Annotated in this window: 19 protein-coding genes and 2 pseudogenes; 12 read left to right on the top strand and 9 right to left on the bottom strand. The window is 69.7% G+C overall.

Translation table 11 applies throughout. From position 1 onward, the window contains the following. Positions 1-2 precede the first annotated feature (2 nt). From H1D24_RS21775 to H1D24_RS21750, 6 genes and pseudogenes are all read right to left on the bottom strand, one after another. Entirely contained in the window at positions 3-893 is an 891-nt protein-coding gene (locus tag H1D24_RS21775; protein ID WP_220137063.1) for a carbohydrate ABC transporter permease, read from the bottom strand. Positions 894-910: 17 nt separating this feature from the next. Continuing rightward, the gene (locus tag H1D24_RS21770; RefSeq protein WP_181659305.1) at positions 911-1,867 is read right to left on the bottom strand and encodes a carbohydrate ABC transporter permease; all 957 of its coding nucleotides are present in this window, start codon (positions 1,865-1,867) and stop codon (positions 911-913) included. Positions 1,868-1,978: 111 nt separating this feature from the next. Next, positions 1,979-3,916 carry an L-arabinonate dehydratase gene (gene araD / locus H1D24_RS21765; RefSeq protein ID WP_374064290.1) on the bottom strand — a complete coding sequence of 646 codons (1,938 nt, stop codon included), beginning with the start codon at positions 3,914-3,916 and terminating at the stop codon, positions 1,979-1,981. A gap of 22 nt (positions 3,917-3,938) precedes the next feature. Next, entirely contained in the window at positions 3,939-4,847 is a 909-nt protein-coding gene (locus H1D24_RS21760; RefSeq protein ID WP_181659304.1) for a dihydrodipicolinate synthase family protein, read from the bottom strand. Further along, positions 4,844-5,509, bottom strand: coding sequence for a GntR family transcriptional regulator (locus tag H1D24_RS21755; RefSeq protein ID WP_181659303.1), 666 nt, complete (start codon positions 5,507-5,509; stop codon positions 4,844-4,846). The genes H1D24_RS21760 and H1D24_RS21755 overlap by 4 nt, the downstream gene beginning before the upstream one ends. 181 nt (positions 5,510-5,690) lie before the next feature. Continuing rightward, positions 5,691-6,466: pseudogene (locus tag H1D24_RS21750) on the bottom strand (MBL fold metallo-hydrolase). Positions 6,467-6,547: 81 nt separating this feature from the next. On the opposite strand from H1D24_RS21750, the gene H1D24_RS21745 reads away from it, so the two are divergent. Both H1D24_RS21745 and H1D24_RS21740 read left to right on the top strand, forming a co-directional pair. Next, entirely contained in the window at positions 6,548-6,829 is a 282-nt protein-coding gene (locus H1D24_RS21745; RefSeq protein WP_181659302.1) for a type II toxin-antitoxin system Phd/YefM family antitoxin, read from the top strand. Further along, entirely contained in the window at positions 6,826-7,233 is a 408-nt protein-coding gene (locus H1D24_RS21740; RefSeq protein ID WP_181659301.1) for a type II toxin-antitoxin system VapC family toxin, read from the top strand. The genes H1D24_RS21745 and H1D24_RS21740 overlap by 4 nt, the downstream gene beginning before the upstream one ends. Before the next feature lies 1 nt (position 7,234). On the opposite strand, the gene H1D24_RS21735 is transcribed toward H1D24_RS21740, so the two are convergent. After that, on the bottom strand, positions 7,235-7,825 hold the full coding sequence (locus H1D24_RS21735) for a TIGR03086 family metal-binding protein (protein WP_181659300.1): 591 nt from the start codon (positions 7,823-7,825) through the stop codon (positions 7,235-7,237). Between the two features lie 141 nt (positions 7,826-7,966). Between H1D24_RS21735 and H1D24_RS21730 the strand changes: the two genes are divergently transcribed. From H1D24_RS21730 to H1D24_RS21715, 4 genes and pseudogenes are all read left to right on the top strand, one after another. After that, entirely contained in the window at positions 7,967-8,218 is a 252-nt protein-coding gene (locus H1D24_RS21730; protein WP_181659299.1) for a ribbon-helix-helix domain-containing protein, read from the top strand. Then, complete coding sequence (locus tag H1D24_RS21725; protein WP_181659298.1) at positions 8,200-8,649, top strand: type II toxin-antitoxin system VapC family toxin; 450 nt, start codon at positions 8,200-8,202, stop codon at positions 8,647-8,649. The genes H1D24_RS21730 and H1D24_RS21725 overlap by 19 nt, the downstream gene beginning before the upstream one ends. 300 nt (positions 8,650-8,949) lie before the next feature. After that, positions 8,950-10,130, top strand: a pseudogene (locus tag H1D24_RS21720) (MFS transporter). Between the two features lie 176 nt (positions 10,131-10,306). Then, positions 10,307-12,403: a phosphocholine-specific phospholipase C gene (locus H1D24_RS21715; RefSeq protein ID WP_181659297.1), complete on the top strand. Its 2,097-nt coding sequence runs from the start codon at positions 10,307-10,309 to the stop codon at positions 12,401-12,403. 100 nt (positions 12,404-12,503) lie between these two features. On the opposite strand, the gene H1D24_RS21710 is transcribed toward H1D24_RS21715, so the two are convergent. Together H1D24_RS21710 and H1D24_RS21705 are read right to left on the bottom strand one after the other, a co-directional pair. Next, the gene (locus tag H1D24_RS21710) at positions 12,504-13,688 is read right to left on the bottom strand and encodes a hypothetical protein (protein WP_181659417.1); all 1,185 of its coding nucleotides are present in this window, start codon (positions 13,686-13,688) and stop codon (positions 12,504-12,506) included. A gap of 20 nt (positions 13,689-13,708) precedes the next feature. Further along, on the bottom strand, positions 13,709-14,653 hold the full coding sequence (locus H1D24_RS21705; RefSeq protein ID WP_181659296.1) for a 5-dehydro-4-deoxyglucarate dehydratase: 945 nt from the start codon (positions 14,651-14,653) through the stop codon (positions 13,709-13,711). Positions 14,654-14,942: 289 nt separating this feature from the next. Here H1D24_RS21705 and H1D24_RS21700 point away from each other — a divergent pair, with 289 nt between their 5' ends. The 6 genes from H1D24_RS21700 to H1D24_RS21675 all read left to right on the top strand — a co-directional run bounded on the left by H1D24_RS21700 (position 14,943) and on the right by H1D24_RS21675 (position 21,147). Then, positions 14,943-15,767 carry an NAD-dependent epimerase/dehydratase family protein gene (locus H1D24_RS21700; RefSeq protein WP_181659295.1) on the top strand — a complete coding sequence of 275 codons (825 nt, stop codon included), beginning with the start codon at positions 14,943-14,945 and terminating at the stop codon, positions 15,765-15,767. A gap of 305 nt (positions 15,768-16,072) precedes the next feature. Continuing rightward, complete coding sequence (locus H1D24_RS21695; protein WP_181659416.1) at positions 16,073-16,834, top strand: DeoR/GlpR family DNA-binding transcription regulator; 762 nt, start codon at positions 16,073-16,075, stop codon at positions 16,832-16,834. Positions 16,835-16,959: 125 nt separating this feature from the next. Next, positions 16,960-18,345 carry an ABC transporter substrate-binding protein gene (locus tag H1D24_RS21690; RefSeq protein WP_181659415.1) on the top strand — a complete coding sequence of 462 codons (1,386 nt, stop codon included), beginning with the start codon at positions 16,960-16,962 and terminating at the stop codon, positions 18,343-18,345. Continuing rightward, positions 18,342-19,280 carry a carbohydrate ABC transporter permease gene (locus H1D24_RS21685; RefSeq protein WP_181659294.1) on the top strand — a complete coding sequence of 313 codons (939 nt, stop codon included), beginning with the start codon at positions 18,342-18,344 and terminating at the stop codon, positions 19,278-19,280. Before H1D24_RS21690 ends, H1D24_RS21685 begins: the two co-directional genes overlap by 4 nt. Next, positions 19,277-20,161 carry a carbohydrate ABC transporter permease gene (locus H1D24_RS21680; RefSeq protein ID WP_258564226.1) on the top strand — a complete coding sequence of 295 codons (885 nt, stop codon included), beginning with the start codon at positions 19,277-19,279 and terminating at the stop codon, positions 20,159-20,161. Before H1D24_RS21685 ends, H1D24_RS21680 begins: the two co-directional genes overlap by 4 nt. Continuing rightward, a complete protein-coding gene (locus H1D24_RS21675; RefSeq protein ID WP_181659293.1) occupies positions 20,158-21,147 on the top strand; it encodes a zinc-dependent alcohol dehydrogenase family protein in 990 nt (329 codons plus the stop codon). The genes H1D24_RS21680 and H1D24_RS21675 overlap by 4 nt, the downstream gene beginning before the upstream one ends. The last annotated feature ends 12 nt before the right edge of the window (positions 21,148-21,159 follow it).

Genomic DNA, 21,159 nt, shown 5'->3' with positions numbered 1-21,159 from the left:
GCTCATCCCTTCACCGCCCCGGCGCTGAACCCGGTGACCAGCCACTTCTGGATGAACGCGAAGACGATCACGACGGGCACGGCGGCGACCACACCGCCCGCGGCCAGTGCGCCCAGGTCGACACTGTCGGCGCTCATCAGGGTGGCCAGGCCGACCGGGATCGTCTGCTTCTCCTGGTTGCTGAGAAACATCAGGGCGAACAGGAAGTGGTTCCAGCTGTGCACGAAGGCGAAGGAGCCGACGGCGATCAGACCGGGCCGCAGCATAGGCAGGACGATGGCGCAGAAGCCGCGGAAGCGGCCGCAGCCGTCGACCCAGGCGGCCTCCTCCAGGGAGTACGGCACGTTCTTGATGAAGCCGCTGATCAGGATCATCGACAGCGGCAGCTGGAAGACGGTCTCGGCGATGATGACGCTGCCCAGCGAGTTGATCATCCGCAGGTTGGCGAAGATCTCGAAGAGCGGCACCAGCATCAGCGCGCCCGGGATGAACTGCGAGCACAGCAGCGCGAGCATGAAGCCGCGCTTGATCCTGAAGTTGAAGCGGGCGAGGGCGTAGCCGCCGGCAAGCGCGACCACCGTGGTCATCAGCATGGACGCGACGCCGACGAGGAGGCTGTTCTGGAAGAACACCCCGAAGCTGCGCTCGGTCCACACCTTCTCGAAGTGCTCGAAGGTGAGCGGCCACGGCAGCAGCGAGGTGGAGCCCGCGGGCCGGATCGCGAAGAGCAGCATCCAGTAGAAGGGGATGAGCGTGAAGAGCAGGTAGATCCCGAGCGGGACGTAGATCTGCCAGCGCGGGGGCTCGTCCCAGGCGCGCTTCCGGCGCCTGGGCGCGGGGCCGCTCATGGCAGGGGGCACGGCAGGGGCGGCGGGTGCGGTGGTTTCCACCATGTCGGCGTCCTTGGTGATCACTTGTCGTCGCCTCCGAACTTGCTCAGGCGCAGATAGACCATCGAGCAGAAGAGGAGGATCACGAAGGCGATGGAGGTCAGCGCGGAGGCGTAGCCGAAGTCGTGGGAGTCGACGGCGATCGATGCGATACGCAGCGGCAGCGTCGTCGTCTCGCCCGCGGGACCGCCGCCGGTGAGCGTGTAGAGCAGGTCGACGTTGTTGAACTCCCAGACCGCGCGCAGCAGCGTGGAGAGGATGATCGCGTCCTTCAGGTGCGGCAGCGTGATGTGGAAGAACTGCCGGATGCGGCTGGCGCCGTCCACCTCCGCCGCCTCGTACAGGTCCTTCGACACGGACTGGAGGTCGGCGAGGATGAGGATCGCGAAGAACGGCACGCCGCGCCAGAGTTCGGCGGTGACGACCGCCGGGAAGACGGTGCTGGTGTCGGACAGCCAGGACGTTCCGTACGAGCCGATCCCCATGTCGGCCAGATAACGGGTGATGCCCGTCTGGGAGTTGTAGATCAGCAACCAGATCGTCGAGGTCAGGACGCCGGAGACGGCCCAGGGCGAGAAGACCATCGCGCGGGACAGCGCCCGGCCGACGAACGTCTGGTTGACGATCAGAGCGAGCCCGAGGCCCAGGAGCAGCTGCAGGGTGACCTCGACGACCACCCACTGGAGGCTGAAGCCGAGGGTCGACCAGAACTGCGGGTCGCTGGTGAAGGCGGTGACGAAGTTCTCGAAGCCCGCGAAGCCGTTCCGCCACGGCTTGGTGGGGTTGTAGTGCTGCAGGCTGTAGTAGAAGACGCTGAGCACGGGGTAGGCGATGAAGCCCAGCATCAGCAGGGCGGCCGGCGCGATCAGCAGATACGGGAGCCGGCGCGGCGTCGCGCCCGTGCGGCGCCGTCGGGGCACCCGGGCCGGGCTGGGCGCCCCGGGTGGTCGTTTCGCCACGGCTGCGGCTTGGGCCATGACTGCGCTCCGTTCTGGGGGTTCTGGGAATCGGCGGCTTCGGCGGGGCAAGCGCTTTCTCGATGGTCGAGGTGCTTGCCGGACGGTTTGGGGAAGCGGGGGGCGGCTCGGTCAGCCCGCGTAGGGATCCGGCACCTTCCCCGGTCTGGCCAGGAAGGCGAAGTCGCAGCCGGTGTCGGCCTGGGTGATCTGTTCGTTGTACAGCGCGCCGTAGCCGCGCTCGTACCGCTCGGGCGGCGGCGTCCACGCGGCCCGGCGCCGCGCCAACTCCTCGTCGGATACGCCTAGTTGGAGGGTGCGCGCCTCGACATCCAGGGTGATCAGGTCCCCGGTCCGTACGAGGGCGAGCGGTCCGCCGATATACGACTCGGGCGCGATGTGCAGCACGCACGTCCCGTACGACGTGCCGCTCATCCGCGCGTCGGAGATCCGCACCATGTCCCGCACGCCCTGCTTCAGCAGGTGGTCGGGGATGGGCAGCATCCCGTACTCGGGCATCCCCGGGCCGCCCTTGGGGCCGGCGTTGCGCAGCACCAGCACATGGTCCGGGGTGATGCCGAGGGCCGGGTCGTTGATGGTGCGCTGCATCGTCTTGTAGTCGTCGAAGACGACGGCCGGACCGGTGTGCTTGAGCAGGTGCGGCTCGGCGGCGATGTGCTTGATGACGGCGCCGTCGGGGCAGAGGTTGCCACGCAGCACCGCGACTCCGCCCTCCGCGGCGACGGGATTGTCCCGGGTGCGGATCACGTCGTCGTTGTGCACGAGGGCCCCGTCGAGCTGTTCGCGCATGCTGTCGTACGCGACCGTCGGCCGGTCCAGGTGGAGCAGGTCCGTGATGCGGGAGAGGAACCCGGGCAGGCCGCCCGCGAAGTGGAAGTCCTCCATCAGGTACGGGCCTCCGCCGGGGCGGATGTTGGCGAGCACCGGGACCGTACGGGCGATGCGGTCGAAGTCGTCGAGCGTGAGCCGGACTCCGGCGCGCCCGGCCATCGCGATCAGGTGGATGACGGCGTTGGTGGAGCCGCCCAGGCCGAGGACGGTCGTCACGGCGTCCTCGAACGCCTCGGGTGTGAGCAGGTCGGACAACTTCCGGTCGCGACGGACGAGTTCGACGATCCGGATGCCCGCCGCGGCGGCCATCCGGTCGTGCCCGGAGTCGACGGCGGGGATCGAGGAGGCGCCCGGCATCGTCACGCCCAGCGTCTCCGCCGCGGCGGTCAGCGTGGACGCGGTGCCCATGGTCATGCAGTGGCCGGGCGAGCGGGCGAGGCCGCTCTCCAGTTCGCTCATCTCGCAGTCGCCGATGAGCCCGGCGCGCTTGTCGTCCCAGTACTTCCACATGTCGGTGCCGGAACCGAGGACCTCGTTGCGCCAGTGGCCCGGCAGCATGGGCCCGGCGGGCACGAACACAGCCGGCAGGTCGACGCTCGCCGCGCCCATCAGCAGCGCGGGCGTGGACTTGTCGCAGCCGCCCATCAGCACGGCGCCGTCGACGGGGTAGGACCGCAGCAGCTCCTCGGTCTCCATCGCCAGCATGTTGCGGTAGAGCATCGGGGTGGGCTTCTGGAACGTCTCGGAGAGCGTCGAGACGGGGAACTCGAGCGGGAAGCCACCGGCCTGCCACACACCCCGCTTCACCGCCTGCGCTCGGTCCCGCAGGTGGACGTGGCAGGGGTTGATGTCGGACCAGGTGTTGAGGATCGCGATGACGGGCTTGCCCAGGTGCTCCTCGGGCAGATAACCGAGCTGACGGGTGCGGGCACGGTGGCTGAAGCTGCGCAGGCCGTCGGTGCCGTACCACTGGTGGCTGCGGAGCTGCTCGGGTGTGCGCGTCGTGTTCGCGCCGGAGGTGGCGTGCTCGTCGGGTGCCGTGTTCCTGCGGGTCGCGGCGTTCGCACCGGCGGTCGTGTTCGCGCGTGCCGTTTCGTGCTCGCCGCGCGTCGCGGGCTCGCCGGCCGTCGCGTCCCGGCCGGGGACCGTGTCCCCGCCGGGGGCCGTGTCCCCGCCGGGGGCCGTGCTCTCGCCGCGTGCCGTATTCTCGCTGGTCACATCGACCACCTTTCGCCGGCTCTCATATCGACCACGCCGCAGCGATCGCGGCGACCTCTGCACGCTCGGCCTCGGGCAGCACCTTGCTCGGGGCGCGCACGTCGCGGCGGCACAGGCCGAGCGAGGCCAGGGCCTCCTTGACGACGGTGACGTTGTTGGCGGAGCCGTGCGCTGCGCGCAGCTCCTCGAAGCGCCGGATCTGCTCCCACACCTTCATCGCGGCCGGGTAGTCGCCGGATCGAAGCGCTTCGATCATGTTCATGGAGACGGACGGTGCGACGTTCACGAGCCCGGAGGTGAAGCCGGTGGCGCCCGCGGAGAAGTACGAGGGCGCGTAAGGCTCGGCGAGGCCGGCGATCCACACGAAGCGGTCCAGGCCCGCGTCGCGCGCGAAGCCCGCGAACCGGGCGGCGTCCGGCACCGCGTACTTCACCCCGATGACGTTGGGGCAGGCCTCGCCCAGCTCGGCGAGGCGCTCGCCGCTCAGCGCCGCGTTGCGGATGTAGGGCACGACGCCCAGCTCGGGGACGGCCTCGGCGATCGCCCGGTGGTAGTCGACCCAGCCGCCCTCGGAGACGTACGGATGCACGGGCTGATGGACCATCACCATCTGCGCCCCGGCCTCGTGGGCGTGGCGCGCGGCGGCGACGGCGGTCGGCACGTCGTGGCCGACGCCGACCAGGATCGCGGCCCGGTCCCCCACCTCGTCGATCGTCAACTCCGTGACGGTACGCCGCTCTTCGGGGGTGAGGGCGTAGAACTCCCCGGTGTTGCCGTTCGGAGTGAGGATCCGTACGCCGCCGTCGAGCAGCCGGCGCAGCAGGACCCGGTGGGCGTCCTCGTCGACCGTGCCGTCCCCGGCGAACGGCGTCACCGGGATCGCCACGACGTCGGCGAGCGCGGCCCGCTGGGGCTCGAACGTCGCTGTCATGCCTGCTCACCCTCTCCCTGCTCGTTCTCGGACTCGGGAAAGGCCCGTTGCACGAACGACGCGATGTGCGCATGCAGGGCATCGGCCGCACCGTCCGCGTCGCCCTCGAGGGCGAGCCGCAGGATTTCCCGGTGTTCGCCGGCCTCCCGCTCCCACGACGGGTCGGCGGCCCAGGCGACAGCGGAGACCAGGGCCGCCTGGTCGCGGACCTCGTCGAGCATGCGGCCGAGCAGAGGATTGCCGCAGGGCACGTACAGCGCGCGGTGGAACTCCCGGTTGGCGAGGGAGCGTTCGGCGGTGTCGGTGGCTTGGTCCGCGCGGGTGAGGGCGCCGCGGGCCGCGTCCAGCGATGCGCCGCGCCGGACGGCCCGCCGTAGCGCCTCGGGTTCGAGCAGCAGTCGCACGTCGTAGACCTCGCGCGCCATGTCCGCGTCCACCATGCGCACCGTGACGCCCTTGTACTGGTTCATCACGACGAGCCCGGTGCCGGCCAGGGTCTTGAGCGCCTCGCGCACGGGCGTCTTGGACACCCCGAACTGCGCGGCGAGCTCGGTCTCGACCAGCGCCTGTCCCGGGGTCAACTGCCCGGTGAGGATGCGGTGTTTGATCCCCTCCAGCACGAACTGTGTGCGGGAGGGGATCGGAGTCGGCACGGAGGTCATGGGCGCCCTCGGATCTCACATATCGCGTCTCATATATGACGTACGAAGTACGACGCGTTGAAGGTAGGAGGGGGCCTGTGTTTCGTCAACGCTTCGGACAGGAGAAGTTTTTGACCAGATGTGGGGCAGGCCTCTGAACAGGCCTGTAACAGCCGGGACTTCTGAACCGGGACTGTTGCTGCTAGGGGTTACACGTCGCCCTGACGGTCCGGACGTCCCCTTCGCGGGCCGTCGCCGTCGGCCCGCCGAAGGCCGCGGCGGCGCGCTCGGTAGCCGACTCGGGCGTGAGCGTGGGCCCGACGTGGGTGACCAGGAGCTCGCGGACGCCCGCGGCGAGTGCGAGCGCACCTGCGTCTTCAGGTGTGAGATGCACCTGCGGCTGTTCACTTTCGCGATGCCGGTCGATGTCGGCCTCGCAGAGCAGAAGGTCGGCCCCGCAGGCGAGTTCACCGAGCGCCGCGCACGGCCCGCTGTCCCCGGAGTACGCGAGCACGACCCCGTCGCACTCGGCCCGCAGCCCGTACGCCTCGGCGTCGTGGACGACGGCCCGACTGGTCAGCCGGAGCCCGCCGAGGTGCTCTTCGTGACCGTCGTACAGCGCCTCGAAGGCGAAGACGCCGTTCAGGAACGCGGGATCGGCCTTCCCGAAGAACCCGGCGAGCCGCTGCGCGCAGGCTGCCGGCGCGTACACGGGAATGGGTACTTCCGGGGTCATCCCGCCATAGGCGAGTCCGTACACAGCGGACAGTAGATCGGCACTGTGGTCCGCATGCAGATGCGAGATCCAGATCGCCGACAGCCGCGCCGGATCGATGTGCCGCTGCAATTCGGCGAAGGTCCCGGGCCCGGCGTCCACCCAGACCTCGGCCCCGCCGCCGCTCAGCAGATACCCGGAGCAGGGGCGCCCGGGCTGGGGGTGGGGGAGGCGGTGCCGAGCACGGTGAGGATGAGGGGCATGCGGGGAGGCTAGGCGGTCACACGCGTGCGTGCACAAGGCTTCCATGGATATACCTACCTTATGTAGGTACATTGGAGCGCATGAAGACCATCGGGCTGCGCGAACTCAACCAGAACCCGTCCAAGGCCGTGGCACTCGTCAGATCCGGCGTGCCGATACTGGTCACCGACCGGGGGAAGCCCGTGCTGCGCATGGTGCCCGAGACGGAGGCCCTGAGCGTGCTGCAGCGCATGCTCGAATCCGGCGACGCTCACCCGCCCGCGGAGCACGGGATGCCGGATCTGATCCCCGACCTCGTGCCCGAGCTTCCGAGCCTGTCAGACCTGTTGATCGAAGAGCGAGACCGGGAGCGGCGGCGTTGATCTACCTCGCTGCGTGTGCGCTTCTGAAGTTCATCAAGCCGGAGAAGGAGACGTCGGCCCTGCGGACCTGGCGGGCGGCACTGCCGGACGGCACCGAACTCGTCACCAGCGAACTGGCCCGGCTGGAGATCACTCGCACGCTGCACCGCGCGGGCGTGGACCACCAGCGCGTGCCGTACTACGTCGCACAGGCCGTCCGCGGCATCTACCTCATCGACCTCACCAGCACTGTGCTGGCGCGTGCCATGGCGTACCAGACGCGACAGCTGGGATCGCTGGACGCGATCCATCTTGCGAGCGCTGACCCGTTCCGTACGGACCTCACGGAATTCGTGACCTATGACCTGGAGCTGACCAAGGCCGCCGAGGACCTTGGTTTCCCGGTCACCGCACCATCCGAGTAGTTCAGGCCGGCCTCCAGCCCGGGTCACGGCCGCTCAGGCCGATGACGCGGTCCAGAAGCGGGGCGTCCGGCGGGATGGGTACGACCGGGCCGAACAGCCCGCCGCCGCCGGTCGGGTCCTCGGCCGCCTGGGCAAGGAGGCTGTGCGCGGCCTCCAGGCTCGAGGTGTCGGGCGCGTACTCCTGGCCCGTGGCGCGGGCCAGGTCCCAGCCGTGCACCACGAGCTCGTCCATGGCGACGGCTCCTGCCACGGCACCCGGCAGGTCGACGCTGCCCGCCCGCGTCATGCCCTCCCACGCCCGAGGATCCCGCCACGCCTCGGCCAGCTCGTCGAGCAGCTTGGGCAGGCCGCCTCGCCAGTCCGGTTCCACGTCGGGCATGGACGACCCGGGATCGGTGTCGGTCGTCGGGCCGAAGTCCTTACGCGCGGCATCCCGGAAGGCCACGGTCAGCCCGACGACATGGCCCAGCAGGTTGCGCACCGCATAGTCCGGGCAGGGGGTGGCGGCTCCCAGCTGTTCCTCGGTCACTTGCTCGGCGAGCCACGCCACGAGCCTGGTCTGCGGTCCGAAGTCGACGGTCGGCTCAGTCATGGGGCTCTCCTCGTTTGCCTTGCTCGTTCCTGGGCCTCTCACCTCAGTAGACCCACGGGAAGCCCGAAACTCATCGCCACTCCTCGAGAACTCAGGTGGTTCCCGGGAGAACTTTCCTACCAGCGGTGCTACGTTTTGGACATGAGCAGTCACGTCACACCACACGTACCGGAGCGGGCCGGGAAACGGTCCGTTTCGCTTCCTCAGTCGCTGATCAAGGAAGTCGAGGAGCGCACGGGGAAGACCGGGTTCTCATCCGTCGTTTCCGAGGCCCTGGAGCAATGGCTGGCCAGGGCCAAACTCCGCGAGGTCGTCGAGGCCGACCGGAAGCACGCCCCGGTCTCCGACGAAGCTCGGGCCTGGGCAGAGGACGCATGGTCAGCAAGCGCCTGAAGGCGCGTCTGCGTCTCGGCGGAACGCTCGTTCTCGACGCGCAGGGCCTCTCGTTGCACGTTGACTACGACGACCGTCTCAAGGCACTGATCGAGAAGGCTGAGGCGGAGGGCGCCCGCGTGGCCGTCTCGGCGGTGACACCGTTGGAGGTTCGGCGAAGCGGCGACGCTGCCAAACGCCTGGCATTCCTGCTGTCCCGGTTCGACGTGAAGCCCGTCGACGACTCCGTGATAAGTGCGGCGGCGAAGCTGCTGGACACCGCCGGCCTGGATGGTCACGAATGCCTTGTTAACGCACTCGTCGTCGCGACGGCTGCCCTGTGCGGGCCGCCGGTCCGGCTGGTCACGTCGGACAGCTCGCACATTCCGAAGCTGTGCGAAGCGGCAAGAAACCTGCCAGGTTCACCCGAGGTGAAGATCATCACCGTATGACGCGGCTGCCATGTCGTCGTCGCATGGCGCATTCCGAGCCGACGACTTCCGGCGGAGCCAACCGGCAATTCGGACCGCTGCCGTCTCGGGTGGTCAGGTCGGGCGGCAGCCAGCGAGCGCTCTGCGCCTGCTGGGCTCCGAAACCGCGACCGATGACACGCGCCTGGTACGGCTGAGTGGTTCACCGCCGCGCGCGTGAGCTCGGTGCAGGAGCCGGACAGGACCGGCACCACACCCCCGCACCTTCTAAGGCACTTTCCCGATCACGGGCACAGGGTCTTAGCCCCACGATGGCCTGCCATGACGTGGACAGTGGGACAGGTCCTCAGGGACCGCAACGCAGGGCTGTATCTCGTGGGTGTAGTCGTCTCAGGGTTCGGCTCGTCGGCCATGTGGCTGACGGCCGGGATCCGGGTCAAGGACCTGACGGGGCCGACAGCCTCGCCGCCCTGTGCACCTTCGCCCTCTGGGCGCCGACCCTCGTCGGTCCACTCCTCGGCGCCCTGGCCGACCGCGCCCGCCGCAGGCCGCTGCTGGTGGGGACGAACCTGGGCCTCGGCGCCCTGCTGCTGCCGCTGCTCACCGTCGACTCGCCGGACCGACTGTGGCTCCTCTTCGCGGTGCTGGTGGTGTACGGGGCGGCGGGGGTCGTGCACGACGCGGCCGAGGCCGCCCTCGTGGCCGCCGCCGTGGACAGGGACCTCCTCGGCGACTTCAACGGTCTGCGGACGACCGCCAACGAGGGCGTGAAACTGGTCGCGCCGCTCGCCGGAGCGGGCCTCTTCGCGGTGTACGGAGGCCCGGCCGTCGCCCTGCTGGACGCGGTCACGTTCGCGCTGGCCGCGGGTCTGTACGCGCTGCTGCGGGTACGGGAGACCCGGCCGACGCGCCCCACAACCGGCTGGTGGGCGCAGACGGCGGAGGGCGCTCGGTACCTGTGTCGCCACGTACGGCTGCGGCCCCTCGTCGTCGCAGGCGGCGTGACGATGCTCCTCGCAGGCTTCAACGGCGCGGCGATCTTCGCAGTGGCCGACGAGGGGCTCGGCCACTCCCCCGCGTACGTGGGGTTGCTCTACGCCGTACAGGGGGTTGGCTCGGTCGTCATCGGGCTCGCCTCGGGGGCGCTGATGCGCCGCCTCGGCGAGCGGCGGTTCGCCGCGGCGGGCATCGCCCTGTTCGCGGCAGCCGTTGCGCTCCGCGCGCTGCCTTACGACGCGGTGGCTCTGGCCTCCAGCGCCGCTATCGGCCTCGGTCTGCCCTGCGTACTGATCGCGGCGCTGACGGCGGTCCAGCGAGAGACACCGGACACACTGCTCGGGCGCGCCACGGCCACCGCCAACACCCTGGTCTTCACCCCGAACGCGGTGGGCCTGGCCCTTGGCGCCGGCCTCATCGCGATCCTGGACCACCTTGTGCTCCTGCCGGTGCTGGGCACGGCGGGCGCGGTGACGGCGACCGTCCTGCTCAGGCGAGGCGACTGACCGGACAACCCGGCTCGGGTCCCAGACTCGGCAGTTCGGCCCCACGGATGCGGGCGCCCACCACCTCACGGCTACCTGGATGTCATGTCCGGACAGTTGGCTTGCGGCGCCCCCCGGCGTGCCGGATCACCCGAACCGTCCACGCCCACCCACCGCACCCCCTGAGGAAAGACACCATGGGAAGCGACATCTCACGCAGACGCCTTCTCACGCTCGGCGGCGGCGCGCTCGGCGCCGCGGCAGCAGGGTCGCTGCTGCCGCCGTCCCTGCAGGCGGCGCTCGCTGCCGAGCCGCCGGCCGGCGGGCTGAGCGCCATCAAGCACGTGGTGATCCTGATGCAGGAGAACCGCTCCTTCGACCACTACTTCGGCATGCTGCGGGGCGTACGCGGCTTCGGTGACCGCAACGCCGTCGAGCTGCCATCCGGCAAGAGCGTCTTCGAGCAGCCGGACCGCAAGAGCGCCGTCCTTCCCTTCTCGGTACGCGACGCCGCCGAGAAGCAGAAGGAGGACATCCAGTACATCGGGGACCTCAGCCATGACTGGGAGACCGGCATCCAGGCGTGGCACAACGGCTGGACGGACCAGTGGATACCGGCGAAGACCCCGGCGACCATGGCGTACTACGACCGCAGCGACATCCCGCTGCACTACGAGCTCGCCGACACCTTCACGATCTGCGACGCCTACCACTCGTCGTGCATGACCCCGACCAGCCCCAATCGCAACCACCTGTGGAGCGGGAAGACGGGCTACGAGCCGCTCACCGGTCTGCGGGCCGTCGACAACGACGCCTACTCCGAGGACGTGCACCCCGGCTACGACTGGGAGACCTACCCGGAGAGCCTGGAGAAGGCGGGCCACAGCTGGCAGACGTACACGGAGTGGGAGAACTTCACCGACAACCAGGTGGAGTTCTTCGCCACCTTCAAGGCCATCGCCCGCAAGGCGCTGGCCAAGACCGGCGGCCACACCTACATGGAGTCCTTCTACGCAGCGGTGCGCGACACCGCCGACCAGGCCGAGCGCGACCGTCTGCTGGGCCTGCTGGAGGAGGGCGTCGCCACGCTGAGCGCACAGGAGCGCAGCCTCTTCGAGCGCGGCCTGCGCCGCCACCCCACCGGCTCACTCGCCGACGTCTTCGCCAGGGACGTGGCCGCGGGCAGGCTGCCCGAGGTCTCCTACATCGTGCCGTCCGCGATCGACTCCGAGCACCCGAGTGTCTCCTCGCCCATCCACAGCGCCTCCATCGTCTACAAGGTGCTGGACGCGCTCGCCTCGCACCCCGAGGTGTGGCGCGAGACCGTCGTCTTCCTCAACTACGACGAGAACGACGGCTTCTTCGACCACGTGCCGCCGCCTGCGCCGCCGGTCGACGACCCCGACGAGCGCTGGGAGGGACAGCCCACCGGCCTCGGCGTGCGGGTGCCGATGCTCGTGATCTCGCCCTGGACCGTCGGCGGATTCGTCTGCTCGCAGGTCTTCGACCACACCTCGGTCGTGCAGTTCCTGGAGAAGTGGACGGGCGTGCAGGAGCCCAACATCAGCCCCTGGCGCCGCCAGGTCACCGGCGACCTCACGGCCGCCTTCGACTTCGGCGGCGCGCACGAGCAGCCCGCTGTCGAACAGCCCGGCCCCATCCCGCCCTTCTCCGGCCGCTGGAGCCCGAAGCCGCCGAAGACGCAGCGGATGCCCGTCCAGGAGCCGGGCATCCGCCCGGCGCGCCCCCTGCCGTACCAGCCGGAGGCCTGCGGCACTGTCGAGTCCGACCAGGTCATCGTGGAGCTCAGCAACACCGGCAGCGAGAGCGTCCACTTCCAGTTGCACCCGTACGAGGGTGAGTTCAGCGAGCCGCAGCATCTGGATGTGGTGGACCGGGGCACGTGGACCGTCCCGCTGCGGAGCGAGGACTACCGCTTCACGGTCACAGGGCCGAACGGCTTCCGCCGCGAGTTCGCCGGTACGCGGGCGGGCGGCGCGGATGTCGCCTCGACCGTCGACGGGGCCGGCCGCGAGCTACGTCTGACCCTGACGAACAGGAAGGCGTCAGCGCTGACCTTCACCATCCGCCCGGGGGCCTATGTGAGTGACGCCGACGCGGAACGTCTCACCCAGCACATCCGGGTGGCCCCCGGCGCCACGGCGGCAGCCGTCCACCCGGCGGCCGCGGCGCAGGGCTGGTACGACCTGCTGGTCACGGTCGACGGCGACGGAGCTTTCCGCCGCCGGCTGATGGGGCACATCGAGAACGGCAGCGCGAGCGTGTCGGGCTGATCCACGCCCTGGTGCCGGTTTCCGGTGAAGGTCTGTCTCCCCGTGGCGCGATGCCACGGGGAGACGTGAACGCCGTGTTTGCGCTGGGCCGTCTGCCTGCTCAGCCCAGCGCCGCCAACGCTCCTCGTACCGCCTCCAGATCCGCGTCCGACGCCAGCCCCGCGTGGTACAGCCGCAGTTCCGTCGCGCCCTCGTCGGCCGCGCGGGCCGCGTCGGACGCCAGGGTCGCCGGGCTGCCGCCCATGCCCGACACGATGGTGAAGTTGGCCGCGAGGACGCCGCGCTCCCCGCGGTGTTCGGCAAAGGGTGCCAGCAGGCCCGTACCGCCTGTGCAGGGCACCACCACGCCGTCGGCCACGGACAGGACGTGCGCGGGGTCGACGCCCGCGTTCGCCCCGCAGTGGTACGGCACCGGGTCCGCGTGCAGCAGCACCTGGAAGTCGTCCGCACCCGACTGGGAGGCGGAAGCGCGTACCGCCGAGACCGCGGCCTCCTGGAGCGTGCGGGCCGTTTCGTCGCGCCACGCGCGCGTGGCCGCCGCCCTGTCGGCGCCCAGGAGCTTCTCGATGGCGGGCCAGCCGGCCTCCGACGGCGCGGCGCCCCGCCATACGGGTTCCAGGGCGCTCCGGACGGTCGCCGCCAACTCGTCCGGGTCCAGCCCCCGTTGCTTATAGCCGTCGCGGCAGGACGGGCAGAAGCAGAGCGACATCAGATACTGCTCGGCGTCACCGAGCCCTACGCCCCCTGTCTTGTCGTGGGCGTGCAGGTGCGCGAGCCCGTACCAGCCCAGCGACTCCAGCTCGGTGCCGCGCGCGCCGGGCCGTACCGCCGCCTCGGCCGCGAGGTCGGTGAGGTACGCGCGCGTGGCGGGCTGCGCGATACAGGGCGCCCAGGGGTAGCGGTCACCGTAGGCGTTGACGACAGACGTCTTCGGATGCTCGGCGCCCAGGCGGGAGTTGTGCGCGAGGACCACCCAGGTGTGCACGTCGAGACCCGCTGCCGCGAGGGCCTCGGCGGCCTCTCCGAAGGCGTCACCGGGCGCCCAGTCCCCTGCCGCGTACGGCCGCAGAGTCCGCCCTTCCCACCGCTCGGCCGAGGGCGGATACAGCACGGCGGCGTGCTCGGCGGTCACGATGCGGTGGCGCGGATGGCGCGGGGTCGACGCGCGCGTGGAGTGGTAGGCGGACGCGAGGGTCACGTGCTGGACACCGAGGTCCGCGATGCGGGCGGCGGCGTCCGGGTCGCCGATGACGTCCCAGGGGTAGACGAACGCGGAGGCCTTCAGACGGTCATTCGGACGGTCCGTCATGCGTTGTCCTCCAGCAGGGCGTAACCGCGCTCGATCAGCTCGGCGAGGCGCTTGACGTGGTCTCCGGCGGGTTCGTGCAGCGGCGGCCGTACCTCGCCCACGTCGAGGCCGCGCAGCCTGACACCCGCCTTGACCAGCGAGACAGCGTACCCGCGGCCTTGGTTGCGCAGTTCGACGAGGGGGCGGTAGAAGCCGTCGATGAGGCGGTCCGCGGTGGCGTCGTCGCCGGAGTTCAGCGCCTTGTGGAAGGCGAGCGCGATCTCGGGTGCGAAGCAGAAGACGGCCGATGAGTAGAGCGTGACGCCGATGCCGCGGTAGGCGAGGCCGGTGAGTTCGGCGGTCGGCAGGCCGTTGAAGTACAGGAACTCCTGGCCGGGCAGCTCCTGGCGCACGGCGCTGATGATGCGCTGCATCAGGTCGAGGTCTCCGACCCCGTCCTTGAGGCCGAAGATCCTCGGGTGCCGGGCCAGCTTGACGACCGTCTCCGGCGTGAACACGGCGTTGTCGCGCTGGTAGACGATCACATCCAGCGAGGTCGCATCGGCGATCTTCGCGTAGTGCCGCACAAGCCCTTCGCGCCCGGCGACGACGAGGTACGGGGGCATGGCGAGCAGTCCGTCGGCCCCGGCCTCCTCGGCGAGCTTCGCGTACCGCACGGCGAGCGCGGTGCCGTATCCGGCGCCGGCGACCACGGGGACGCGGCCCGCCGCCTCCTCGACGGCCGCGGCGACGCAGGCCTGGAACTCCTCGGGGGTGAGCGCGTGGAACTCGCCGGTGCCGCAGCAGGCGAAGACGGCGGCCGCACCCGCCTCGATACCACGGCGTACATGGGCGCGGTAGACGTCGAGGTCCACGGAGCCGTCGGGGCCGAATGCGGTGACGGGGAAGAACAGCGGCCCGCTGGGGATCTGGAGTCGAGCGGCGAGTGGGGCTGACGTCACGGGCTCTCCCTGGGGCGTCGCTGAGGCATGCACACGCTGGCGTGCACGTTTCTGATTAACGTCCATATCTCTGAACCTGCTCACGCTAAGGCGGCCCCCTGGGGCCGGTCAAGCGAGCAAAGCCCCTCGACAGAGGGGGATTTACGTCATCCTGGGAAGATCTCCGGAACGCCTCGGAGGGCTCGCCCGATACTTGACTCGACCGCTCGGCGCTCCCTAGCGTGTCCAAGGATGTGAATCGTGTATATGCACAAGGCCGTTGCGGCGGTCTTGCCCCGAGGAGACCCGCATGCCCGCTCCCCGCACCGTCCTGCTCACCGGCGCCGCCGGCGGCCTCGGCACGCTGATGCGGGGGCTGCTGCCTGCCTACGGCTATGAGCTGCGCCTCTTCGACATGGTGCCGATCGAGGGCGAGCCGGACGCGATCACGGCCGATCTCGGGGACAAGGACGCGCTGCGCGAGGCGGTGCGCGGGGTCGACGCGATCATCCACCTCGCGGGCATCTCCCTGGAATCGTCGTTCGACAAGATCCTGAAGGCGAACATCGAGGGCACGTACAACCTCTACGAGGCCGCGCGCGAGGAGGGCGTCCGCAGGATCGTCTTCGCCTCGTCCAATCACGCTGTGGGCTTCACCCCGCGCCCGGGGGGCGACGCACCCCTTGATTCAAGAGTGCTGATCCCCATCGACACCCCGCGTCGGCCCGACACCTTCTACGGCCTGTCGAAGTCCTTCGGCGAGGACCTAGCCCAGTTCTACTGGGACAAGCACGGCCTGGAGACCGTGTCGGTGCGCATCGGCTCCTGCTTCATGGAGCCGACGAACGTCCGCATGCTGTCTTTGTGGATGTCACCGGGCGACGGCGCCCGCCTCTTCCATGCGGCGCTGACCGCGGAGAACGTCGGGCACACCGTCGTCTACGGCTCCTCCGCCAACACCCGCCTCTGGTGGGACCTGTCGACGGCCCGCGCCCTGGGCTACGAGCCGCAGGACGACTCCGAGCAGTACGCCGAGAAGCTCATCGCGGAGCAGGGCGAGCTCGACCCGGACAATCCGGACCACGCCCACCTGGGCGGTCATTTCTGTACAAACCCGCCGATCTGGCCGTACTGACGCCGCCTGACACCGGCGCACTGACGCCGACGAACACCGGCGAAACCGCGGGCGGGCACCAAACGGGCCCGCCCGGCATGCATTCGGGCACGTGAAGCGCCCGAAACCACTCACACCAACGCTCCCTTCCTGGTCCGCCGCGGGCACGGCCCCTGCCGAACGGGCATAAACGGGCAGTATCGACTCTGCAACGAGCCTGGTCACCACCTTTCCCCCGCTGTAGAACTTCCCCACAGAGCCCGAACGGGTTCTCCAGAGCCCGAACGGGCAACGCGAGCGGGAAGCGACGAGGAGGTGTGGTGACCATGACCGCGGAGGAGCGCCAGCGCGAGATCGTCCGGGCGGCACGCCGGGGGGGCTCAGTCGACGTCGCCACGCTCGCCACCGAGTTGGGCGTCGCCAAGGAGACGGTCCGCCGCGATCTGCGCGTGCTGGAGGACCACGGTCTGGTGCGCCGTACGCACGGTGGCGCCTATCCCGTGGAGAGCGCCGGATTCGAGACGACGCTCGCCTTCCGCACCACCATGCACGTACCCGAGAAGCGCCGGATCGCGGCCGCCGCGGCCGACCTGCTCGGGGACGCCGAGACGGTCTTCGTCGACGAGGGGTTCACACCTCAGCTGATCGCCGAGGCGCTGCCGCGGGACCGGCCGCTCACCGTGGTCACCGCGTCACTGGCGACGGCGGGCGCCCTCGCGGAGGCCGAGAACACCACCGTGCTGCTGCTCGGCGGCCGAGTGCGGGCCGGGACGCTCGCGACCGTCGACCACTGGACCACCCGGATGCTGGCCGGATTCGTGATCGACCTGGCCTACATCGGGGCCAACGGCATCACCCGCGAACACGGCCTGACCACGCCCGATCCCGCGGTCAGCGAGGTGAAGGCGCAGGCCATGCGGGCCTCGCGACGCACGGTCTTCGCCGGGGTCCACACCAAGTTCGGGGCCGTGAGCTTCTGCCGGTTCGCCTCGGTCGGCGATATCGAGGCGATCGTCACGGGAACCCAGCTGCCCGCCGCCGAGGCCCATCGCTATTCGCTGCAAGGGCCGCAGGTCATCCGCGTCTGACCCCGCCCCGACCACCCACCGCCCGACGACCCCATGTGCGTACCGGACCTGGTTCGGCGCGCCCACCGGACACGCGTTATATCGCCATAAATCCAGGAGCCGACATGCGCAGCCCAGGAGCCGACATGCACAACCAGAGCCGACCAAGCCCCCGTTCCCGTTCCCGTGCCCGTTCCCGTTCCCTGATCACCGCGGCCGCAGCGGGCGCCCTGCTGCTTTCCGGCTGCGCGGGCGCCGGAGCCGGCGGGGGCGGTTCCGACGACGGCGAATCCATCGACGTGCTGATGGTCAACAACCCGCAGATGGTGGAGCTGCAGAAGCTCACGGCCGCGAACTTCACCAAGAAGACCGGCATCGAGGTCAACTTCACCGTGCTCCCGGAGAACGACGTCCGCGACAAGATCAGCCAGGACTTCGCCAACCAGGCGGGCCAGTACGACGTCGCCACGCTCAGCAACTACGAGATACCGATCTACGCCAAGAACGGCTGGCTGCATGCTCTCGACGCGTATGTCGCGAAGGACGAGGCCTTCGACCAGGACGACGTTCTGCCGCCCATGCGCCAGTCCCTGACCGGCGCGGACGGCAAGCTGTACGGCGAACCCTTCTACGGCGAGTCGTCCTTCCTGATGTACCGCAAGGACATCTTCGAGAAGCACGGCCTGACCATGCCCCAGAAGCCGACCTGGCAGCAGGTGGCGGACCTCGCGGCCAAGGTGGACGCCGAAGAGAAGGACATGAAGGGCATCTGCCTGCGCGGACTCCCCGGCTGGGGCGAGGCGCTGGCGCCGCTGACCACCGTGGTCAACACCATGGGCGGGACCTGGTTCGACAAGGACTGGACGGCGCGCCTGGACTCCCCCGAGTTCAAGAAGGCGACGAAGTTCTATGTCGACCTGGTGCGGGGGCACGGCGAGGCGGGCGCGGCCCAATCCGGGTACGCGGAGTGCCTGAACAACGTCACCCAATCCAAGACCGCCATGTGGTACGACTCCACGGCCGCGACCGGTTCCCTGGAGGCCTCCGGCTCCCCGGTCAAGGGCAAGATGGGCTACGTACCCGCTCCGGTCGACAAGACGGCGAGCTCCGGGTGGCTCTACACCTGGGCGTGGGGCGTGCAGAAGGCGTCCAAGTCCCCCGAGGCGGCCTGGAAGTTCGTCTCCTGGGCGTCGAGCAAGGAGTACGAGGCGCTGGTCGGCAAGGAGCTCGGCTGGGCAAATGTGCCCGCGGGCAAGCGCGCCTCGACGTATGAGCGGCCCGAGTACCGCAAGGAGGCGGCGGCCTTCGCGGACGTGACACGCACGGCCATCGAGTCCGCACGGCCGAACGACCCCGGAGTGCAGCCGCGGCCGGCGCCCGGCATCCAGTTCGTCGGCATCCCCGAGTTCACCGACCTGGGCACCAAGGTCTCACAGGAGATCAGCGCGGCCATCGCGGGCCGCCAGTCCGTCGACGCGGCTCTCGCGAAGTCGCAGAAACTCGCCGAGAAGGTCTCGGAGCAGTACAAGTGACGACTACCACCGCTCCTCATGTGAGTGCGGCACGCCGCGCCCGGACGGCGAAGCCGCCGGGTCGGCTGCGGGCCTGGGCCACCCGCGCCCCGCTCCTGCCGGCCCTGGTCTTCATGATCGTGGTCACCCAACTGCCGTTCGTGGCGACCCTGGTGATCTCCCTCTTCGACTGGAACGCGCTGTATCCGGACGCCCGCCGGTTCGCCGGACTCGCCAACTACGGCGAGGTGCTGACGGATCCTGAGCTGCGCAACTCGGTGCTGACCACCGTGCTGCTGACCGTCACGGTCGTCCTCGCGAGTCTCGTGCTCGGGCTGGGCCTGGCCCTGCTCCTGGACCGGAAGTTCCGCGGCCGCGGCCTCGTCCGTACGCTGCTGATCGCGCCGTTCCTCCTGGTGCCCGTGGCCGCCGCGCTGCTGTGGAAGCACGTGCTCTACAACCCCGAGTACGGGCTCTTCAACGGCCTGCTGCACCTAGTGGGCGGCCCTCAGCCGGACTGGATCTCCAGCACTCCGCTGCTGGCGATCGAGGCGTCGCTCGTCTGGCAGTGGACGCCCTTCATGATGCTGATCCTGCTGGCCGGACTGCAGAGCCGCTCGCACGACGTCCTGGAGGCGGCCCGTATGGACGGCGCATCGAACTGGCAGATCTTCCGCTATATGACGCTGCCGCATCTGCGCCGCTATCTCGAACTGGGCGCGCTGCTCGGCTCGATCTACATCGTCCAGAACTTCGACGCGGTGTTCACGATCACCCAGGGCGGCCTCGGCACCGCGAATCTCCCCTACACCGTCTACCAGACCTTCTACGCGGCGCACGAGAACGGCCTGGCCTCCGCCGCCGGTGTCCTCGTCGTCATCGGCTCCATCGTCATCGCGACCTTCGCCCTGCGGGTCGTCTCGTCCCTCTTCCGTGAGGAGGTGTCCCGCGCATGAGCACACTCACCGTCGTACGCAAAGGCGGCGTACCGAACAACAGTGTCCGCGACAACGGCGTACGCAGCCGTGGGGCCGCCCTCGGCCTGCTCGCCTGGCTGGCAGGCATCGTATTCTTCCTGCCCATCGCGTGGATGGCGCTGACCTCCTTCCACTCCGAGGAGGACGCCGCCACCAACCCGCCGTCCTTCGCCGCCGCGCTCACTCTGGACGGCTACCGCGACTTCTTCGGCGCGGGCGGCGGCGCGAGCCCCTGGCCCGCGCTGATCAACTCGGCGACGGCGTCCGTGGTCTCGACCCTCTTCGTGCTGCTGCTGGCGCTCCCGGCGGCGTACGCGCTGTCGATCCGCCCGGTGAAGAAGTGGACCGACGTCCTGTTCTTCTTCCTGTCGACGAAGATGCTGCCGGCCGTGGCGGGCCTGCTGCCGATCTACCTCTTCGCCAAGAACACCGGACTGCTCGACAACATCTGGCTGCTGATCATCCTCTACACGTCGATGAACCTGCCGATCGCGGTGTGGATGATGCAGTCGTTCCTCGCCGAGGTACCCGTCGCGATCATCGAGGCCGCACAGATCGACGGAGCACGGTTGCCGACCGTCCTCGCGCGCGTGGTGGCGCCCGTCGCCGTGCCCGGCATCGCCGCGACCGCCCTGATCTGCTTCATCTTCAGCTGGAACGAACTGCTCTTCGCACGGGTGCTGACCGGAACCGTCGCCCAGACCGCACCCGTGTTCCTCACCGGCTTCATCACCAGCCAGGGCCTGTTCCTGGCGAAGGTGTGCGCCGCGTCGCTCGTCATCTCCCTGCCGGTGCTCGCCGCGGGATTCGCCGCCCAGGACAAGCTGGTCCAGGGCCTGTCACTGGGAGCCGTCAAATGAAGGCCGCCGTCATCGAGTCCGTCGGCAAGGCAGTCGTCGCCGAGGTGCCGGACCCGACGCCCGGGCCGCGCGAGGTCGTCGTCGAGGTCGCGGCCTGCGGGCTGTGCGGCACCGATCTGCACATCCTGCAGGGCGAGTTCGCGCCCACCCTGCCGGTCATACCGGGCCACGAGTTCGCGGGCGAGGTGGTCGGCCTCGGCAGCGCGGTCACCGAACTGGCCGTCGGCGACCGGGTGGCCGTCGATCCTTCGCTGTACTGCTTCGAGTGCCGCCACTGCCGTAACGGGCACAACAACATGTGCGAGCGGTGGGCCGCGATCGGCGTCACCACGGCGGGCGGCGCGGCGCAGTACGCGGTGGCCCCGGCCGCCAACTGCGTCAAGCTCCCCGACCACATACGCACCCAGGACGCGGCCCTCGTCGAACCCCTGTCCTGCGCGGTACGCGGCTACGACGTGCTGCAGTCCCGGCTCGGCGCCCATGTACTGATCTACGGCTCCGGAACCATGGGCCTGATGATGCTGGAGCTCGCCAAGCGGACGGGCGCGGCGAGCGTCGACGTGGTCGACATCAACGCGGACCGCCTGGAGACCGCGCGGCGGCTCGGCGTGTCGGGTTCCGCCGCGAACGCCGACGAGCTGGACCGCTCCCAGGGCTGGGACGTCGTCGTCGACGCGACCGGGAACGCGGCGGCGATCCAGGACGGTCTGGGGCGGGTGGCGAAGGCGGGCACGTTCCTTCAGTTCGGGGTCGCGGACTACGCGACGCGCGTCACGATCGACCCGTACCGGATCTACAACCAGGAGATCACGATCACGGGTTCGATGGCGGTACTGCACAGCTTCGAACGGGCGGCGGAGCTCTTCGCCGGCGGCGTGCTGGATCCTGAGGTGTTCATCAGCGACCGGGTGCCGCTGGCCCAGTACCCGGAGGCACTGGACCAGTTTGCTTCGGGCGTGGGGCGCAAGATCGTGGTGGTGCCCTGACCCTTCAAGTGC

This window comes from Streptomyces himalayensis subsp. himalayensis, assembly GCF_013778455.1.
Lineage (GTDB): Bacteria > Actinomycetota > Actinomycetes > Streptomycetales > Streptomycetaceae > Streptomyces > Streptomyces himalayensis.
The sequence above is the reverse complement of the archived record's forward strand: the minus strand, read 5'-3'. Positions and strand labels throughout refer to the sequence as shown.

What these genes read in the sequence shown, in the direction of transcription:
- H1D24_RS21775 (WP_220137063.1), bottom strand. Translation starts at nt 893, where the DNA reads ATGGTGGAAACCACCGCACCCGCCGCCCCTGCCGTGCCCCCTGCCATG.
- H1D24_RS21770 (WP_181659305.1), bottom strand. Translation starts at nt 1,867, where the DNA reads ATGGCCCAAGCCGCAGCCGTGGCGAAACGACCACCCGGGGCGCCCAGC.
- H1D24_RS21760 (WP_181659304.1), bottom strand. Translation starts at nt 4,847, where the DNA reads ATGACAGCGACGTTCGAGCCCCAGCGGGCCGCGCTCGCCGACGTCGTG.
- H1D24_RS21755 (WP_181659303.1), bottom strand. Translation starts at nt 5,509, where the DNA reads ATGACCTCCGTGCCGACTCCGATCCCCTCCCGCACACAGTTCGTGCTG.
- H1D24_RS21745 (WP_181659302.1), top strand. Translation starts at nt 6,548, where the DNA reads ATGAAGACCATCGGGCTGCGCGAACTCAACCAGAACCCGTCCAAGGCC.
- H1D24_RS21735 (WP_181659300.1), bottom strand. Translation starts at nt 7,825, where the DNA reads ATGACTGAGCCGACCGTCGACTTCGGACCGCAGACCAGGCTCGTGGCG.
- H1D24_RS21730 (WP_181659299.1), top strand. Translation starts at nt 7,967, where the DNA reads ATGAGCAGTCACGTCACACCACACGTACCGGAGCGGGCCGGGAAACGG.
- H1D24_RS21725 (WP_181659298.1), top strand. Translation starts at nt 8,200, where the DNA reads ATGGTCAGCAAGCGCCTGAAGGCGCGTCTGCGTCTCGGCGGAACGCTC.
- H1D24_RS21715 (WP_181659297.1), top strand. Translation starts at nt 10,307, where the DNA reads ATGGGAAGCGACATCTCACGCAGACGCCTTCTCACGCTCGGCGGCGGC.
- H1D24_RS21700 (WP_181659295.1), top strand. Translation starts at nt 14,943, where the DNA reads ATGCCCGCTCCCCGCACCGTCCTGCTCACCGGCGCCGCCGGCGGCCTC.
- H1D24_RS21695 (WP_181659416.1), top strand. Translation starts at nt 16,073, where the DNA reads ATGACCGCGGAGGAGCGCCAGCGCGAGATCGTCCGGGCGGCACGCCGG.
- H1D24_RS21690 (WP_181659415.1), top strand. Translation starts at nt 16,960, where the DNA reads ATGCACAACCAGAGCCGACCAAGCCCCCGTTCCCGTTCCCGTGCCCGT.
- H1D24_RS21680 (WP_258564226.1), top strand. Translation starts at nt 19,277, where the DNA reads ATGAGCACACTCACCGTCGTACGCAAAGGCGGCGTACCGAACAACAGT.
- H1D24_RS21675 (WP_181659293.1), top strand. Translation starts at nt 20,158, where the DNA reads ATGAAGGCCGCCGTCATCGAGTCCGTCGGCAAGGCAGTCGTCGCCGAG.